A 17079-nucleotide genomic window follows, 5' to 3' on the forward strand; every position below is an offset into this window, starting at 1 on the left:
ATCTGGGGCGCCCCCCGTTGGGCATTACTTGGTCACCGGCCGCAGCCGGACCTTGACCTTGACGCGGCCCTGGACGTCGGGCAGCTTGACGGTCAGAGCGTCGGCGTCGAAGTCCCGGTACGGCTTCTCGTCGATCTCGACGGACGCGATCTGCACCGATCCCGCAGGGAGCAGGTCGGGCGAGACGCGCAGGATGCGGTCGGGCAGGCCCGTCGGCTCCGGCTTGAAGTGGAAGTCCATCTCCCGGCCGTTGACGAGCAGGTTGTTGTACACGGCGGAGAGGTAGCAGAGTTCCGCCGAGTGGTACATGGACATCGAGTGGCTGCCCTTGAGCCGCTCGGTGCCGAGCAGGTACGGCGTACCGCTCGCGAGCACGTTGAAGTAGACGGCTCCCTCGTCGTGGTCGAGGAAGAAGGTGTTGTAGAAGGCCTGGGCCTGCCGGGCCTCGCGCAGGAAGTCCTCGCCGCCGACCGTGCCGTTCAGGATGAGGTAGGCGAGGATCGCCTGCTCCTGCTGCCACCAGGCCTTGCGGTCGTGCCAGGCGAAACGATACGTCTCCTGGTCGCCCTGCTTGATGCGCTCGACGACGTCGTACCAGCCGCCGCGCTGCCGGTCGCTGCCGACCGCCGGCATGATCTGGCCGATCTTGCGGGCGAGCTCCTCGTAGGCCGGCTTGGGCTTCAGTGAGTTCATCCGCATGAGGTTCCAGGCGATCTTCAGGTTGTGCCCGACCACCGCGCGGTTCTGCTGCCAGCTGTGCGCGGTGTCGTGCGACCAGTCGCGGAAGAAGCGCTCCTGGACGAACGGGCTGTTCTTGTAGTCCGGGAACTTGTCCGCGATGGTGTCGAAGGTGTACTCCAGGAAATCGGCGTACTTCTGCTCGCCGGTCGCCAGGTACAGGTTGATCAGGTACGCGGGCGCGTGGTCGCCGACCGAGTTCCAGTTCTTGCGCTCGGCGTTCTCGCCGAGGGACTCGTGGTCCGGGCTGAAGAGGATCGGGTCGATGTGCGAGTAGTAGCCGCCCTGCTCGCGGTCCAGGAAGAACTTGTCGAACAGCCGGATCGTGGCGTCCGCGTCGTTCTTGATCCGGACGTCACCGGTGACCCGGTACGTCTGGATCGGGCCGGCCAGCGCGTAGATCTGCTCGTACATCGGGATCGCGTCGTAGTCGTCGGAGAATTCCGAGGTGAACAGCTTGCGCTCGCTGTCCCCGTCGACGCTGATGCCGTGGTACCAGAAGACCACGTCCTCCTCGCTGTCGACGACCCGCATGTGCTTGCGCAGGTATTCGGTGCCGCGCTCGGCGACCTCCAGGTACTCGTCCTTGCCGGTCAGCAGGTAGGCCGAGGCCATGCCGTAGACCAGGCGGGAGATCGTGTCGGTCTCCTGCACGTGGCTGGCGGTCTTGTCGCCGCCGAGGCGGATCTCGGTGCGGTACTCGGTGAAGTCCACCGGGCCGTCGCCGAACTGCGCCCGCTTGTAGAAGTCGGCCAGCGACTCGATCTGCTTGACCCACCAGCTGGGCTCCTCGAACCGGTAGTCCTCGGCTCCGCGGCCCAGGAACACCAGGCGCTTGGCGTCGAAGCGTCCGCCGTGCTCGGGGTAGTGGATGCCGTAGGCGAAGAGGAACCGGCCGGGCGAGAGCATCTCGTCGATGTGCCCGGAGGCGTCGATGTAGGGCTCGTCCAGGTTGCGGACCAGCTCGGCGCTCGGGTCCCCGGCCAGCGACACGTCGAACTCGCGGTCGTCCGAGGTCTTCAGCCGCAGCAGCCGGCTCTGGGAGTCGAAGCGGACGACGTAGCCCGCGATCGTGTCGGAGAAGGAGAAACCCACGGCGTCAGCCATGTTTCACACACCGTCCTTGTCGTGAGAGCTGTCGTCCTCGAATCCCTGGCTGACTTCGACGATGACCCCGTCGGGGTCGCGGACCCACACGGTCCGCCAGCCGCAGATGAAGTCGTCGAAGTCCAGCGGTCCGAGGGTCACTTCGGCCGCGTCGCCCAGCTCGGCCAGGAACGCGTCGACGCTGTCCGTCTGGAAGGCCAGGTGGCGCATCCGGCCCGGGGCCTGCGGCCCGTCCTCGTGCGCCGGCCGGGCCGGCTCGGTGCCGGCCGCGAAGAGCTCCAGGTACGCGTCCCCCTTGCGCAGGAACACGATCCGGGCCTCCCCGAGATCGACGACCCGGGCCCGGGTGAAGCCGAAGTACCGGGTGTAGAACTCCTCGGTGGTCTTCTGGTCCGCGCAGTTCAGGCCCACGTGCGACCAGACCATCCGGCCCATCAGCCGGCCCCCCGGCCCCGGCCCGCCGCGATCAGCTCGATGAGCCGGCGGGCGAAGAGGTGGTGGTGGGCGCCCGTGCGCCCGGTGACCAGGTCGCCGTCGACCACCACGTCCTCGTCGACGTACTCGGCGCCCATGTTGCGGACGTCGCCGATGAGGTTGTTGTGGCACACCACCTTGCGGCCGCGCACCTTGTCGGGGATCGAGGCGGCCAGCCACATGCCGTGGCAGATGATCCCCTTCAGGACCGTCGGCTCCTCGAACGCCCGGCGCAGCAGCTCGGTCGCGGGCGCCAGCACGTCCACGTCCTCGGTGTAGCGCAGCCGGTCGGCCACCATGCCCGAGGGCACGATGACCGCCGCGTACCGGCGCAGCTCCTCGTCGCTCAGCCCCTCCAGGGACTGGTCCGCGGTGAACGGAGCCCGGTACTCGTGGCCGGAGAAGGTGATGGAGTCGTTGCCCCACAGCCGGGTCAGGAAGTCGACCCGGGCGCCCTCCTCGGCGAACCGGTGCTGGTAGTAGAAGATCTCCGGCTCGTAGAAGTCGCTCTCGACCAGGACCGCGATCCGGGTCCCGGTCAGGGCGCCCTCGCGCAGGACGGCGTCAGGCACGGGACACTCCCTTCAGGAAGTCCGCCGCGCGCTCGGCGATCATCGCGATGGCGGTGTGGCAGTTGCCCGACGGGACCGCGGGCATCACGCTGGCGTCGACGACGCGCAGGTTGCGCACCTCGTGCACCCGCAGCTCGGGGTCGACGACGGAGAGGTCGTCGATGCCCATGCGGCAGGAGCCGGCCTGGTGGTGGTAGCTCTCGGACTTCTGCTTCACGAAGGCCCGCAGGTCCTCGTCGCTGCCGAAGCCGGGGCCGGGCTGGAGCTCCTGCTTGTACCAGGGCGAGAACGCCGAGGTCGCGAAGATCTCCCGGGCCAGCTTGACGCCCTGCACCATCCGCTCCAGGTCCCACCGGTCGCCCAGGTAGTTCGGGTGGATCAGCGGGTGGGCCAGCGGATCGGCGCTCGCGAGCCTGATCCAGCCGCGCGAGACGGGCCGTACGACCCCGGGCAGGATGCTGACCGTGTTCGGGTGGTCCTGGCCGACGATCACGTCGAACGGCACGTGCACGAAGGCGATCTGCAGGTCGGGTGCGGGCAGGCCCGGCCGCGAGGACAGGAACAGGGCGCTCTCCGACAGGTTCTGCGCCGGCGGCGGCAGCTCCTGGGTGACCTCGGCCATCAGCCCGGTCAGGACGTGGTTGTGGAAGTTCTCGCCGACCCCGGGCAGGGCCGCGGTGACCTCGATGCCGTGCTCGCGCAGCCGGGCCGGGTCGCCGAGGCCGGAGAGCAGCAGCAGCTTCGGGGACTCGATCGCCCCGGCCGCCACGATCACCTCGCGGCGGGCCCGTACGGTGTGCAGGCCGGGCTCGGCGGCCGTGCCGGCGGCGGAACGGCCGTCCCCGACGGTCCGCCCGGGGACGGCCGCGGGCGGTGCGAGCTGCGCGTACTCGACGCCCGTGCAGGTGTCGCCGTCGAACAGCAGCCGGGTGCTCTGCGCGCTGGTGCGCAGGGTCAGGTTGGAGCGGTGCAGGGCCGGTTCCAGGTACGCCGCCAGGGCGCCCTGGCGGCGTCCGTCGGCCACGTCGATGTGGTGCCAGCCGGTGCCGAACAGGCCCCGCCGCGGTCCGTCGGTGTTGAAGTCCGCGATCTCCTGGTGGCCGAGTTCCACGGCCGCGTCGATGAAGGCGCGGGAGACCGGGTTCGGGCCGTGCAGGCCCGCGTTGGTGATCCGCTGCGGGCCCCGGGTGCCGGTGGTCGCCGCGGTGGCGTCCTCCTGGCCCTCCAGCAGGGCGAAGTACGGGAGCACGTCCTCGTGGGACCAGCCGGCGGCGCCCTGGTAGGCCCAGTTGTCGAAGTCCGAGGCGTGGCCCCGGATGTGCATCATGATGTACAGGTTGCTGCTGCCGCCGGGGGCCTTGCCGCGCGGTTCGTACGTACGCCGGCCGTCCAGTCCGGGCTGCGGGACGCTGGTGTAGCCCCAGTCGACGGGGCCGCCGAGCAGTTTGTACCAGGAGGACGGGTCGTCCACCTCGGGCGGGATGCGGTTGCCTCCGGCCTCCAGGACCAGGACGGAGACGTCCGGGTCCTCGGAGAGGCGGCTCGCGAGGACGCTGCCCGCGGTACCGGAACCCACGATGATGTAGTCGTACTCCTCTACGGCCATCACGTGTCCCCTCAGCCCTGGCTCAGCACCTGGAAGGGGACGGTGTCGTGGTAGTTCGCCATGTAGGCGATCTTTCCGTCCACGATCCGGAAGAAGTTCATGACCTCGGCCTCGATCGCCTCGCCGGAGGCGCTGACGGCGCTGAGGTGGGAGACGGCCGCGGCCTTCTCCCCGTCGACGAGGAAGTGCACGGGCTCGTTGCGGAAGACGCGGTACATCGTCCCCATGCCCTTCATCATCGAACGCAGCACCTCCAGGCCCTCGATGTGGCCGGCGAGCTGCTCGTCCATGACCTGGTCGTCGGCGAACAGGTCGCACCAGCGGTCCCAGTCCCCGGCGTTGGCGTACTCGTAGTACTTCTCAAGGATCTGTCGTGCGTCCAGCGTGCTCATCGCGCTCATCCCCCTATCGGTCCCGGCGGGTTCCGTCCGGCGCGAACGGTGCCCAGAACTGGCTGAAGGCGGTGGCCGAGTCCCCGAAGAGGCCGTCGCGGCCCTCGGTGATCCGGCCGTCGCGCCACCGCATGAAGTGGAAGACCGGGTAGTCCATCCGCTCGTACGGCGACCGGCTCGCCTCGTCCGCGCCGTCCCGCACGGCGACGTTGCGGCAGACGTCGGCGCTGCAGTCCTCACCGACGAGGACCGCCTGGATGTCCATCCGGAAGGTGCCGCCCGTGAGCTTGTGGGTCTGGCCCATCAGGTCCAGGAAGGCGTCGAGGCTCTCGTACCAGCCGGCGAGCGGGTGGTTGCCCGGCACCAGCCAGCGCAGGTCCTCGGAGTAGAACTCCAGGATGCGTGCACGGTCCCCGGAGCCGAGGGCCTGGTAGGCCGCACGGACCCGTTCCGGTGTCACTTCGGTCATCGCCGCTCCTCCTCCGCCGGCACTCAGAGGGAGCCGGAGCCCGGCATGGGGGCCAGCTCGTTGACGGTGTACTGCTTGATCAGCGGCCCGTCGGGGCCGGCCACCACGGTCCAGGTCTGGTCGGCGTCGAAGCCGAGCCACTGGCTGCGGGCGGCCGGGGCGTCCCAGATCTTGGCCTGCCAGTTGACGAGGACCCGGACGATCGCCCGGTCGCCCTCGATGACGGGCTCCACCTTCGTGACCGTGTGCACCTCGTCGAAGAAGCGGTGGGTCACGGCCTCGTACCAGCGGCCGAAGCCCTCGCGGCCGAGGAAGGTGTCCTCGGGGACCTTGAACTCCAGGTCCTCGGTGATCATGGCCAGCACCCGGTCCGGCGCAAGGTGCTGGTCCAGTGCCACGTACCAGTTCTCCGCGAAGGTGCGGATCGCGTCCTCGGTCAGCCGCTCGGCGGGCATGCGGTCTCCTCCTGTCCGTGGGGATGGGGTGTGCGGTGGGTCAGATCTGGACGTCGACGAGGAACGGACCGGGGTGGTCCAGCATCCGGCCGACGGCGGCGACCGCCTCGTCCGGCTTCTCCACGCGGGTCCCGCCGGCGCCGAGCGAACGGGCCAGGGCGGCGAAGTCGATCTCGGGGTGCGAGAGGTCGAAGGACCCCGGGAACCGGTGCTCCGGAATGTCCCGCTCCCGCCAGTACTGGGCGATGTTGTCGTCCAGCAGCCGGTACTTGCGGTTGTTGCAGACCACGAACTTGGCGTCGATGCCGTGCCGGACCGCGGTCCACAGGGCCTGGTAGGTGTACATCGACCCGCCGTCGCCCGCGAAGCCGACGACCAGCCGGTCGGGCCGGGCCAGCTTGACCCCGACCGCGCCGGGGAAGCCCACGCCGAGCGAACCGCCCCGGGTGAGGTGGTAGTCGCCGGGGCGCTGGGGCGGCAGATACCGGGTGACCAGCGGGGAGGTGGTCAGCGCCTCGTCGAAGACGATCAGGTCCCCGCCGGTCCGCTCGGCCAGGGTCCGCAGGAAGACCGCCATCGGCGAACCGTCCTGTTCGGCATCGGCTGCGCAGACGTCGAGCGCCCGCTCCCGGATCCGGGCGTCCAGCCGGGCGGCCGCGGCGGCCCGCTGCTGCGGGGTCAGCCGCTGTTCCAGTACGCCGGCCAGTGCGCGCAGCGCCTGGCGCGGGTCGGCGGCCAGGCCCAGGTCCACCGGGTGGTTCTTGGCGATCTCATAGGCGTTGAGGTCGATGTGGACGACCTTGGCCCCGGCCCGGAAGGGGTTCTCCAGCTCGGGGAACACCTCCGGGAAGACGTACGTGCCGACGATCAGCACCCCGTCCGCGTCCCCGACCAGCTCCTTGCTGTGCGGACCGAACATGTGGCCGGTCTGGCCGCGGCGCAGCGGGTGCGAGGCCGCGATGTTCACCTCGGAGGAGTCCACCTCGTACACGTCGGCGCCCAGCAGTTCTGCGACGGCGACGAGTTCGCGCTGGGCTCCCGAGAGCGAGACCCCGTCGCCGACGAGGACGACGGGCCGCCGCGCGGAGGCGAGCAGCTCGGCCGCCCGCCCCACCGAGGCCGCCGACGGCGCCACGTCCGTGAGCGGGACGGTGGCGGGCACCACGGGCTCGGAGTTGAGCTCGTCCAGCACGTCCATCGGCAGCGCCACGAACACCGGGCCGCGCGGCGGGGTCAGGGCGATCTTCACGGCCCGCCGGACGGTGCGCAGCACGGACCGCGGATCGGTGACCCGGGTCGCGTACTTCGTCACCGGCTTCGCCATCGCCACCAGGTCGGACGCCATCTGCGCGTCCATGGCGTCGTAGCGGACGCCGGCGTCGCCGGCGACCACGACGAGCGGGGTGTGGCCGCGCAGCGACTGGTAGAGCATGCCGATGCCGTTGCCCAGTCCCACCCCGGAGTGGAGCTGGAGCAGGGCCGCACCGCCGGTGGCCCGGGCGTAGCCGTCGGCGATGCCGGCGGCCACGGTCTCCTGGAGGGCGAGGACGTAGTGGAAGTCCTCCGCCGCGTCCACCGCGTCGAGGAATCCCTGTTCCACCGTCCCCGGATTTCCGAACATCACCGTCAGGCCGTCGGCCTTGAACTGCTCGATCAGCCTTTCCCGTCCGGGAGTGGCTTCCATGAATCCCCCTCTTTTCACCGCAGTTACGGGGCCGCCGGAATTACCACCCGTAACGGGTGAGGCCTTCTTCGAGGACTTCCACGATCTTCTGCCCCGTGAGGTACGAGTCGGGGGTCGACCGGCCGGTCACGAAGGGGAAGTCGACGATCACCGAGAGCGGGTGGCCGAAATTCCCGTGGTACGCCCCGCGCGGGCCGGTCGCATCGCGCAGGATGTACTCCAGCGGGTACGGCGGCGGCCCCATGTTGAAGTCGGTGCCGAGGAAGCCGGTGCCGTCCTTGTAGTCGTACTCCTTGCAGTGGCCGGTCACGTGCTTGCCCCAGATGATGCTCCTGCGGTCGCCCCAGTCCCGGGCGAAGGCCAGGCAGGCGACGCCGTAGCACTCGGCGGCCACGACCTTGCCGGCCTTCTTGAAGGCCAGGATCAGGGCGTGGACCCGCTCGTTGTTGGCGAGGTCGACGATGGGGCCGCTGCCCCCGACGACGAGGATCGCGTCGTATCCGGCGATGTCGGCGTCGAGCTTGTCCAGGTCGCGGTGGTACTGCTCCAGCTTGCGCAGGTAGCCCTCGTCACTCGTGTACGGGCGCTCCGGCACCCACGCCTCGATGTCGAGCGGCGAGTCCAGCCGGCTCGACTGCTCGAACTCGCGTCCCAGCCGGGCGTTCTCCTCGGTGGTGACCGAGCGTCCCAGTGGAGGGTCGATGAAGTTCGCGTCGAGGCTCGGCGGAAGAGCGTGCGCACGCTTTCCGGTCGGCGTGGCGAATACGACTTCGTAGCCCCGCTCGTCGAACTTCGACACCGGGCCTATCAGTTCCTCGGCCCAGTAACCGTGTTCGGAGACAATGACCAGAATCTTTCTGCTCACGGATTCCTCCAGGCGCCGCCTGTTGTCGTTGGCGTCCACCACACTGCTGGCGCCCGGACCCGCCGTCAAAGCGCCCGAAGGCGACTTCGTGAGGTAGGAAGGCAGGTCGTCGGCCCACTTCACGTAGTCACTCACCGAGGTCATGAAGTAGCCGCGGGACTTCCTGACTTCGGCCGAATCACTGAACCATTGCGGGGGCCCCGCCCTATGGTCTGGACGCGCCGTGAATCACGGGTGCACGGAAGGACAGAGGAGAGGGACGGGGACGATGACGACCGACCTGTTGTGCACACACATCGATCAGATACGTCCGGTGAAGCCCGGCACGGAGGGCTGCGAGGAGTGCCTCGTCCTCGGCGACAGCTGGGTGCACCTGCGGATGTGCCTCAGCTGCGGGCACGTCGGGTGCTGCGACTCCTCGAAGAACCGCCACGCCACCAGGCACTACCGCACCACCGAGCACCCCATCGCCGCCTCGCACGAGCCCGGCGAGGACTGGGCCTGGTGCTACGCCGACAAGCTGATGCTGGACCCGGCGTGAGCGCGGCACCGGAGAGCGCCGCCGCCCCCGCGACCACGACGACCACGACGACCACGGCGGCCGGGCGCGCGGAGACCAGGAAGCCCGTCATCCTGGCCGTGGACGACGACCCGCAGGTGCTCCGGGCCGTCCGCCGGGACCTGCGCAGCGCCTACGGCGACCGCTACCGGGTCCTCGGGGCCTCCTCGGCCGCCGACGCCCTGAAGATCCTGGACTCCCTCGACGAACGCGGCCACGACCCCGCGCTGTTCCTGGTGGACCAGCGGATGCCGGACGTGACCGGGGTCGAGTTCCTCCTCGAAGCCGTCAGCCGCTTCCCCGACGCACGCCGGGTCCTGCTCACGGCGTACGCGGAGACCGACGCGGCGATCACCGCCATCAACCGGGTCCGGCTGGACTACTACCTGCTCAAGCCGTGGGACCCGCCGCACGAGCGGCTCTTCCCGGTCCTCGACGACCTGCTGTCGGACTGGCTGGCCACCTACCGCCCGGCCTACGACGGCATCATCGTCGCCGGCCACCTCGTCGCCCCCGGCACCCACGCCGTACGGGACTTCTTCACCCGCAACGGGCAGCCCTTCCGCTTCCTCAACGTCGAGCGGGACCCGGAGGCGCTGACCCTGATCGCCGCCCAGCCCGACGCCCCGCTGCCCCTCGTCCGCTTCCCGGACGGGTCGGTGCTCTCCGCGCCGAGCGACACCGAGCTGGCCCAGCGGCTGGGGCTGGCCACGACCGCCTCCCGCCCGCACTACGAGTGCGTCATCGTGGGCGCGGGGCCGGCGGGCCTGGCGGCCGGGGTGTACGCGGCGTCGGAAGGCCTGTCCACCCTGATGCTCGACTCCCGGGCCCCCGGCGGCCAGGCCGGCACCTCCAGCCTGATCGAGAACTACCTGGGGTTCCCGTCGGGCCTCTCGGGCGGCGACCTGACCCGGCGGGCCACCATCCAGGCCTCCCGGTTCGGCGCCGAGATCCTGCACCCGGTGGAGGTGGTCTCGCTGACCCGCGACGACCCGGCGAAGATCCTCACCCTGGCGGACGGCACGGAGATCAGCGCGGAGACGGTCCTGCTGGCCACGGGGGTCTCGTACAACCGCCTCCAGGCCCCCGGCGCGGACCGCTTCGAGGGCGCGGGCCTCTACTACGGCGCGGCCACCACCGAGAGTTCGGCGTGCATCTCCCAGCACGTGTTCATCGTGGGCGGTGCGAACTCGGCCGGCCAGGCGGCGGTGCACTTCGCCAAGTACGCGGCCCGCGTGACGATCCTGGTGCGCGCGGAGTCCCTGGACGCGAGCATGTCCCGCTACCTGATCGACGAGATCGAGCGCACCCCGAACATCGAGGTGAAGGTCCACACCACGGTCGTCGCCCTGTCCGGCGAGGAGCACCTGGAACGGATCACCCTGCACTCCTCCGACACGGGCGAGGACACGGAGGTCCCGGCCCGCTTCATGTTCACCTTCATCGGCGCCCGCCCGCACACCGACTGGCTGTCGGGCGTGGTCGAGCGGGACGAGTACGGCTTCGTCCTCACCGGCTCCGACCTGATCGCCAACGGCGGCGAGCTGCCCGCGGAGTGGAGCCTGGAGCGGGCCCCGTACCCGCTCGAAACCAGCGTCCCCGGTGTCTTCGCGGCCGGTGACGTGCGCGCCCACTCGGTCAAGCGCGTCGCCTCGGGCGTCGGCGAGGGCGCGATGGCGGTCTCCCTGATCCACCGCTACCGCTCGATGGGCTGAGAGCGAACACGGAGCCCTTGCGATCAAGCGGGCAGCGGATGCAACGTTGATTACATGATTACAGCAGAGCAGAGCGAGCAGCTTCGCACGTGGTTCGCGGACCGCCTTCCGGTGGACGTCTACGAATCACTGGTCGAGGTGGCCGTGGACCGCGAGGAGATCACGGTCGTCGGCACCCTCCCGGCGAACGAGTCCGTCAAGGAGTTCCGCGAGCGCACCCGCGAACAGCGCATCGAGGTGGCCCGGGAGGCGGAGGAGCTCTACCGCCGCAAGGTCGCCTGGGCCGTCCAGTCCGGCGACGACCGCATCCTCTTCACGCACCTCGCCGTCCCGGTGATGACGCGCCTGCGCCAGCCGGAGCGCCAGGTCCTCGACACCCTGGTCGCCGGCGGCGTGGCCCGCAGCCGCGCCGACGCCCTGGCCTGGTGCGTGCGCCTGGTCGGCCGCAACACGGACGAGTGGCTGACCGAGCTCCGGGACTCCCTCGCCAAGGTGCAGCAGGTCCGGGCGGCGGGCCCCGACGTCACCCCCGAGGACGGCCCCGGCGGCGCCGACTCCCAGAAGTCTGGGCCGGAATGAGCAAAGCCCTCCCGGCCCGGGCATGATCACGCAAGTCTGACTGGCGACCAGGACCCCGATCACAGGGAGAGGCCCGTTCCATGACCACCACCGTCGAATACATCCGCTACCGGATCGCATTGGACGACCAGCAGGCCTTCGAGGACTCGTACCGGCAGGCCGCGGAGGCCCTGGCCGCGTCGCCCGAGTGCATCGACTACGAGCTGGCCCGCTGCGAGGAGGAGAACGACCGCGAGCACTACGTCCTGCGCATCCGCTGGACCTCCGTCGACGCCCACCTGAACGGCTTCCGCAAGGGCGAGCACTTCCCGGCGTTCTTCAGCGCGATCCGCCCGTACGTGAAGGCCATCGAGGAGATGCAGCACTACCGCGTCACCGACGTGGCCGGCCCCGGAAAGGCCGCACCCCAGTCATGAGCCCCACACCCGGCACCACCCCCACCATCTACGAGTGGATGGGCGGGGCGGAGGCCATGCAACGCCTCACGGACGTCTTCTACAGCCACGCCCTCCAGGACGAGGTCCTCGCCCCGGTGTTCGCGGGGATGGACGCCGAGCACCCCCGGCACGTCGCGGTCTGGCTCGCGGAGGTCTTCGGCGGACCGAAGGACTACACGGCCCACCACGGCGGCCACCCGCACATGGCCACCAAGCACCTCGGCCGCGGCATCACCGAGAAGCAGCGCCGCCGCTGGGTGGACCTGCTCCTGGACACGGCCGACGAGGTCGGCCTCCCCACGGACCCGGAATTCCGGGCGGTGTTCGTCTACTACATCGAGTGGGGCACCCGGATGGCCCTGATCTACTCGGGCCCCAACCCGCCCCCCGTAAACGCGGCCGACATCCCGGTGTGGTCGTGGGGGCAGACGCCGCCCTGGATCCCCAAGAGCTGACCCGGTGGGGGCAGGATCCGGCTGCCCCGACCCGGTGGGGGCAGGATCCGCCTGCCCCCGCCACACCGGGCGGCACCGGCCGCAGCGCGGGCGGGACGACCCCTCAGCCCTGCGCCGGCTCCCCGGCGGAGACGAGCAGGACCGTCAGCTCCCCCTCGTCGGCGGACCGCCAGAAGTCGACGGCCTCCTCCAGCACGTCCCGGAGCGTCTCCCAGTCGCCCGGACGCGCGCCGGCGTAGTCCTGCCACGAGGACACCGCCACCAGCCACCCCGGCGGAGCCGGCTCCCACCACGACAGGTCCCTCAGGGCGTCGGCCAGCGCGTCCCAGTTGCCCCCGAACCACTCCGGCGCGCGCAGGGCCGCCCCCCAGCGCCGCATCAGCTCGGGCTTGGTCCGTACGCCGTCCAGGTCCACCCGTACGGTCGTCCAGCCCGCCTCCCGGGCGGCGGCGAGCGCCGGTGCGAGCGGCTGCGGCTCCAGGGTCATCGCAGGACCGCCTTGAAGGACTCGTAGTGGTCGGCCGTGTAGAAGAACTCCCCGCCCTCACCGGTCACGATCCGCCGGGCCCCGCGGTCCCGCTCCCCCGGCGTCCGGACGGTGAATTCGTGGTAGTAGCCACGCGGGTGCGGGGGCAGGACCTTCTCGAAGTTCCCGAAGACCGAGCCGTCCTGCCGGTAGGGGTACGGGCCGCCCTTGTCGATGAGCGCCAGCACGTCCCGCGCCTCCTGCGGCAGCGCGTCGGCCCGTACGGTGGCCATCCCCTTGGCCCATCCGGGCGCGGGCGCACGGGAGTGCGAGGGCGCGGCCGTGCCGCTGCGCACGCCGTGTGCGCCGCCGCTCCCGCACCCCGCCGCGCCGACCAGCACGACGCACAGGAACAACGCACCCAGCACGCGCAGCAACGATCGGGGCATGCTCCGGAAGATCATGCACCGATCGTGCCAAATGTCTGATTCGATCGCGAACCGCGCAGTGCCCGGGGTGCCCGGGGTGCCCGGGGTGCCCGGGGCGTGGCCCAAGTCCTCAGAGCGCGGACATCTTGGTGTACGGACTCAGAATGCGTTTCTGGACGGACCCGAAATCGACCAGGACAGCGATCCCCTCCTCGATACCGACGACACGGCCGAGGCCGTGCTCATCGTGAGAGACCCGGTCGCCGACGCTGAACTGCCGGAGCGGCGGTTCCACGGGGGCCTTGAACGGGCTGGACGGCAAATGGCGGCGAGGTACTGCGGACTTTGTCATCGGGACCAGTATGCGCCCAGTGGGCCTCGGAACGGTCCTGACTGCGGATCTCAATTGCGGCACCATCCACCGCAGGACCCCCACCGCGGCGGCGCCACCGAACCTCGCCCGGGTGCGGTCAGTCGCGTCCGTCGTGTCCGTCGTGTCCGTGGTGCGGTCGTGTCCGTCGTGCGGTCGCGTGAGTCGTGTCAGTTGCGTGAGTCGGGTCAGTCGTCGGGGTCGGCCCGCTCCAGCGCCGGGCGCAGCCCCGGGGCCGACTCGGTCAGCAGGTAGTCCGCGACCGCCGTGTCCGTGACCAGGCTGGTCACCAGGCCCGACCGCAGCACCGCGCCGATGGCCGAGGCCTTGCGCAGCCCGCCCGCGATCGCGACGACCTCCGGGATCCGCCGCAGCCGGTCCGCCTCGACGGTGATGCAGCGCTCGCCGAGGTCCCGGCCGACCCGGCGCCCCTCGGAGTCGAAGAGGTGGGCGGACATCTCGGCGGCGACGCCGAGCGAGGCGTAGTGGGCCCGCTCCTCGTCGCTCAGCATGTCGTGGACCGTGGAGATGCCGGGCTCCCACGAGCCGATGGAGACGGCCGCGACGGTCACCTTGTCGAAGTACTCGAAGGCCCGCGCGATCCCGGTCTGGCTCCGCAGCGCGGCCGCGGTCGCCGGATCGGGCAGCAGCATCGGCGCGTAGATCGGGTGTGCGTCGCCTCCGGAGACCTGCGCGGCGCGCCGTACTGCCTCGACGGAGCCGCGCTCGGCCGTTCCGGCGTCGTACACGCCGGTCAGCTGGACGACGGTGCACTGCGGGAGGCGGTGCAGCGAGGCGGCCATGTGGATGGTCGACCGCCCCCACGCGAGGCCCAGGACGTCGCCCTCGTTGACAAGCTCGCCGAGCAGATCGGCTGCGACCGCCCCGAGGTTCTCCGGGTCGGGCGCGTCCTCGGTCGCATCGGCCGGGGACTCCACCACCACGGCGTGCCGGAGCCCGTAGCGGGCCCGGAGGGCGTCGGAGCGCTCCGCGTCGAGTTCCGCCGGGACCCGGATCTCGATGCGTACGAGGTCGCGTTCGAGAGCGGTCTCCAGGACCCGCGCCACCTTGAAGCGGCTCACGCCGAATTCCTCGGCGATCTGGATCTTGGACTTGCCCTCCAGGTAGAAGCGGCGGGCCATGGCCGCCGCCTGCACCAGCTCCGCGGGTCCCATCCGCAGGGCTGACCGTCCCGCCGACATTGCAGACACCGCGTTCTCCTCACTGCTGTTCACACTCTCGTGTTCACACTCTGGTGTTCACACTCTCGACTCGCCGTTCATCCTGTCAGATCCGGCGGCCGTTGATCAGCCCGGACAGCTGCCGTTCACCGAGCTGTTCACCAAGCCTTGTTCCCGTTGTTCCTGTTGTCTCAGTGGTCACACGCCCAGGGCGCCGCGGAGATCGCGGCGTCCGCCTGCTCGCGCAGGGTCCGTACGGCGGCGGCCGGGTCGGCCGCCCCGTAGACCGCGCTTCCCGCGACGAAGACGTCCGCGCCCGCCTCGGCGCACTGCTCGATGGTGGAGGCCGAGACCCCGCCGTCGACCTGCAGCCAGAGCTCCAGGCCGTGCTTGGCGATCAGCTCCCGGGTGCGGCGGATCTTGGGGAGCATGATGTCGAGGAAGGGCTGGCCGCCGAAGCCCGGCTCCACCGTCATGATCAGCAGCATGTCGAGCTCGGGGAGGATGTCCTCGTACTGCTCGATGGGCGTCGCCGGCTTCAGCGCCATGGACGCCCGCGCCCCCTTGGCCCGGATCTCCCGCGCGAGCCGCACCGGCGCGGCGGCGGCCTCGGCGTGGAAGGTGATCGACCCCGCGCCGGCCTCGACGTACTGCGGGGCCCAGCGGTCCGGGTCCTCGATCATGAGGTGCAGGTCGAGCGGAGTGTCCGTGGCCCGGCTCAGGGACTCCACGACGGGCACACCGAGGGTGAGGTTCGGGACGAAATGGTTGTCCATGACGTCGACGTGCAGCCAGTCGGCCCCCTCGACGGCCCTCGCCTCCTCGGCGAGCCGGGCGAAGTCGGCGGACAGGATGCTGGGATAAATCTGAGCGGCCATGCCCCAAGCCTGCCATGCTCCCGGCTGCTTCCGGCCACGACCCCGCATCTCCGGATCATCTCGAAGATGGTGAAGTATACCTAAAATGATCATGGAGGATGTTTAATTTGTCCTTCTAGGTCGAGTGCCGCACTGTTGCGTCTTGGGGCCGACCTTGGCTTGGCCATGACACCGGCCCCGATGACACCGGCCCCTTCTTTTGGCCGAAGCTCGGCTCCGCCCGGCCCGCCCCAGACGCGAGGAGACCTCTCCCGGCATGCCCGCTGCCCTGAACCCGGCGACCACGTCCTCCCATCCGGCTCCCACTCCTTGGCGCAGCAAGGACTTCCGCACCCTCTTCACCGCCTCCACCCTCAACCAGTTCGCCACCAACACCGGCCAGGTGGCCGTCCCCCTCCTCGCCCTGACTTCTCTCGACGCCGGCGCCGCCCAGATCGGCGCCCTCGCCGCCCTCGCCACCGCGGCCTTCCTCCTGATCGGCCTGCCGGCCGGCGCCTGGGTCGACCGCCTGCGCACCCGCCGGGTACTGATCGCCGCGGACCTCACGCGCGCGGCACTCCACGCCTCGCTGCCGCTCGCCTGGTGGCTGGACGGCCTGACCCTCGCGCAGCTGTACGCCGTCGTCCTGGCGAGCGGCTGCGCCACCGTGTTCTCCGAGGTCGGCTCGCAGAGCGTGCTGCCCCGGCTGATCGGCCGCGCCGGACTGGTCCGCGCCAACGCCGCCCTGGTCACCCTGATGGCCGTCGCCAACATCGCCGGCCGCGGCGCCGGCGGAGCCCTGGTCGCCGCCCTCACCGCACCCGTCGCCCTGGCCTGCTCCGCGGCCGCCTACCTCGCCTCGGCGCTCCGCCTGGTCCGGATCCGCCCCACCCCGGCGCCCCCGCGCGACCGGACACCGCTGGTGGCTCAGATCCGGGAGGGGGTGCGGCACGTACTGGGACACCCCGAACTGCGCGCCCTCGCGCTCAACTCCGCCCTCAGCAACCTGGGCAGCGCGGTGGTCAACACCATGCTCCCGGTCCTCTTCGTACGGGAGCTCGGCCTCTCCGCGGCCGCACTCGGCCTGTTCTGGGCGGCGGGCGGCGCGGGGCTCCTGCTGGGCGCGCGCCTGGCCCGGCCGTTCGCCGCCCGGGTGGGCTACGGCCGCGCCCTGGTCCTGAGCCTGACCCCGGCGACGCTGCTGGTACCGCTGATGGACCGCGGATGGGGGCTGTGGGTGGCGGGGGCCGGGTGGCTGCTGGCCATGATGAAGGTCGGCGCGAACAACGTCCTGGGGGTCAGCCTCCGCCAACACCTGACCCCGGAGGCCCTGCTGGGCCGCATGAACGCCACCTTCCGTTTCCTTCTCACCGGCGCACTCGCCCTCGGCGCAGCCGCCTCGGGCCTCCTGACGGAACTGACCACCCTGCACACCGCCCTCTGGACGGGAGCCACGGTGATGGCGCTGTCGTGGATCCCGCTGTCCCTCTCGCCGGTCCGGCGGAGGGTGGCGGGGCCGTAGGCACCACGGGGTGAGGGGGGACCTGGTGTGTGGGGGGTGGGGTGGGGTGGGGTGGGGTGGGGGGCGTCCCGGCGGTCCACTGTCCTTCCGGGGCGGGCCGGGCCGTCAAGGGCGCTCCTTCGTCGCGTCGCTTCGCGATGGCCTTCGG

The 17079-nt window shown here is 70.7% G+C and carries 20 protein-coding genes; 6 read left to right on the forward strand and 14 right to left on the reverse strand.

The features are described from left to right. Window positions 1-24: 24 nt before the first annotated feature. The 9 genes from ABZ128_RS24465 to ABZ128_RS24505 are packed head-to-tail and all read right to left on the reverse strand — an operon-like array spanning window position 25 to window position 8362. Entirely contained in the window at window positions 25-1845 is a 1821-nt protein-coding gene (locus tag ABZ128_RS24465) for an AGE family epimerase/isomerase (protein WP_356850932.1), read from the reverse strand. 3 nt (window positions 1846-1848) lie between these two features. Continuing rightward, window positions 1849-2280 (reverse strand): VOC family protein, encoded by a 432-nt coding sequence (locus ABZ128_RS24470; RefSeq protein WP_356850933.1) that lies wholly within the window; start codon window positions 2278-2280, stop codon window positions 1849-1851. Beyond that, window positions 2280-2891, reverse strand: a complete 612-nt coding sequence (locus ABZ128_RS24475) for a DJ-1/PfpI family protein (protein ID WP_356850934.1) — start codon at window positions 2889-2891, stop codon at window positions 2280-2282. Before ABZ128_RS24475 ends, ABZ128_RS24470 begins: the two co-directional genes overlap by 1 nt. Continuing rightward, the gene (locus ABZ128_RS24480; protein WP_356850935.1) at window positions 2884-4497 is read right to left on the reverse strand and encodes a GMC oxidoreductase; all 1614 of its coding nucleotides are present in this window, start codon (window positions 4495-4497) and stop codon (window positions 2884-2886) included. Before ABZ128_RS24480 ends, ABZ128_RS24475 begins: the two co-directional genes overlap by 8 nt. Window positions 4498-4508: 11 nt before the next feature. Continuing rightward, the gene (locus ABZ128_RS24485; protein WP_356850936.1) at window positions 4509-4889 is read right to left on the reverse strand and encodes a nuclear transport factor 2 family protein; all 381 of its coding nucleotides are present in this window, start codon (window positions 4887-4889) and stop codon (window positions 4509-4511) included. Window positions 4890-4902: 13 nt separating this feature from the next. Further along, window positions 4903-5358, reverse strand: coding sequence for a nuclear transport factor 2 family protein (locus tag ABZ128_RS24490; protein WP_356850937.1), 456 nt, complete (start codon window positions 5356-5358; stop codon window positions 4903-4905). 23 nt (window positions 5359-5381) lie between these two features. Next, complete coding sequence (locus tag ABZ128_RS24495; protein ID WP_356850938.1) at window positions 5382-5813, reverse strand: nuclear transport factor 2 family protein; 432 nt, start codon at window positions 5811-5813, stop codon at window positions 5382-5384. A 40-nt stretch (window positions 5814-5853) separates the two neighbouring features. Next, on the reverse strand, window positions 5854-7497 hold the full coding sequence (locus ABZ128_RS24500; RefSeq protein WP_356850939.1) for a thiamine pyrophosphate-binding protein: 1644 nt from the start codon (window positions 7495-7497) through the stop codon (window positions 5854-5856). A 40-nt stretch (window positions 7498-7537) separates the two neighbouring features. Beyond that, a complete protein-coding gene (locus ABZ128_RS24505) occupies window positions 7538-8362 on the reverse strand; it encodes a type 1 glutamine amidotransferase domain-containing protein (protein ID WP_356850952.1) in 825 nt (274 codons plus the stop codon). Window positions 8363-8630: 268 nt separating this feature from the next. On the opposite strand from ABZ128_RS24505, the gene ABZ128_RS24510 reads away from it, so the two are divergent. From ABZ128_RS24510 to ABZ128_RS24530, 5 genes are all read left to right on the forward strand, one after another. Further along, the gene (locus ABZ128_RS24510; protein ID WP_356850940.1) at window positions 8631-8903 is read left to right on the forward strand and encodes a UBP-type zinc finger domain-containing protein; all 273 of its coding nucleotides are present in this window, start codon (window positions 8631-8633) and stop codon (window positions 8901-8903) included. Between the two features lie 92 nt (window positions 8904-8995). Continuing rightward, window positions 8996-10636, forward strand: coding sequence for an FAD-dependent oxidoreductase (locus ABZ128_RS24515; protein ID WP_356850953.1), 1641 nt, complete (start codon window positions 8996-8998; stop codon window positions 10634-10636). Between the two features lie 54 nt (window positions 10637-10690). Then, window positions 10691-11215, forward strand: a complete 525-nt coding sequence (locus ABZ128_RS24520) for a hypothetical protein (RefSeq protein WP_356850941.1) — start codon at window positions 10691-10693, stop codon at window positions 11213-11215. A gap of 80 nt (window positions 11216-11295) precedes the next feature. Next, the gene (locus ABZ128_RS24525) at window positions 11296-11631 is read left to right on the forward strand and encodes an antibiotic biosynthesis monooxygenase family protein (RefSeq protein WP_356850942.1); all 336 of its coding nucleotides are present in this window, start codon (window positions 11296-11298) and stop codon (window positions 11629-11631) included. Continuing rightward, window positions 11628-12107: a group II truncated hemoglobin gene (locus tag ABZ128_RS24530; protein WP_356850943.1), complete on the forward strand. Its 480-nt coding sequence runs from the start codon at window positions 11628-11630 to the stop codon at window positions 12105-12107. The genes ABZ128_RS24525 and ABZ128_RS24530 overlap by 4 nt, the downstream gene beginning before the upstream one ends. Before the next feature lie 103 nt (window positions 12108-12210). Here ABZ128_RS24530 and ABZ128_RS24535 read toward each other — a convergent pair whose 3' ends face one another. The 5 genes from ABZ128_RS24535 to rpe form a co-directional block, all read right to left on the reverse strand. Next, entirely contained in the window at window positions 12211-12594 is a 384-nt protein-coding gene (locus ABZ128_RS24535) for a barstar family protein (RefSeq protein ID WP_356850944.1), read from the reverse strand. Continuing rightward, complete coding sequence (locus tag ABZ128_RS24540) at window positions 12591-13037, reverse strand: ribonuclease domain-containing protein (protein WP_356850945.1); 447 nt, start codon at window positions 13035-13037, stop codon at window positions 12591-12593. Before ABZ128_RS24540 ends, ABZ128_RS24535 begins: the two co-directional genes overlap by 4 nt. A 94-nt stretch (window positions 13038-13131) precedes the next feature. Continuing rightward, window positions 13132-13353: a CarD family transcriptional regulator gene (locus ABZ128_RS24545; protein WP_030157491.1), complete on the reverse strand. Its 222-nt coding sequence runs from the start codon at window positions 13351-13353 to the stop codon at window positions 13132-13134. A gap of 206 nt (window positions 13354-13559) precedes the next feature. Next, on the reverse strand, window positions 13560-14606 hold the full coding sequence (locus ABZ128_RS24550; RefSeq protein WP_356850946.1) for a sugar-binding domain-containing protein: 1047 nt from the start codon (window positions 14604-14606) through the stop codon (window positions 13560-13562). 137 nt (window positions 14607-14743) lie between these two features. Then, window positions 14744-15430 carry a ribulose-phosphate 3-epimerase gene (rpe, locus tag ABZ128_RS24555; protein ID WP_356850947.1) on the reverse strand — a complete coding sequence of 229 codons (687 nt, stop codon included), beginning with the start codon at window positions 15428-15430 and terminating at the stop codon, window positions 14744-14746. Window positions 15431-15686: 256 nt separating this feature from the next. Here rpe and ABZ128_RS24560 point away from each other — a divergent pair, with 256 nt between their 5' ends. Then, window positions 15687-16931: an MFS transporter gene (locus ABZ128_RS24560; RefSeq protein WP_356850948.1), complete on the forward strand. Its 1245-nt coding sequence runs from the start codon at window positions 15687-15689 to the stop codon at window positions 16929-16931. Window positions 16932-17079 lie beyond the last annotated feature (148 nt).

Source organism: Streptomyces sp. NPDC006326, assembly GCF_040612915.1.
Taxonomy (GTDB): Bacteria; Actinomycetota; Actinomycetes; order Streptomycetales; family Streptomycetaceae; genus Streptomyces.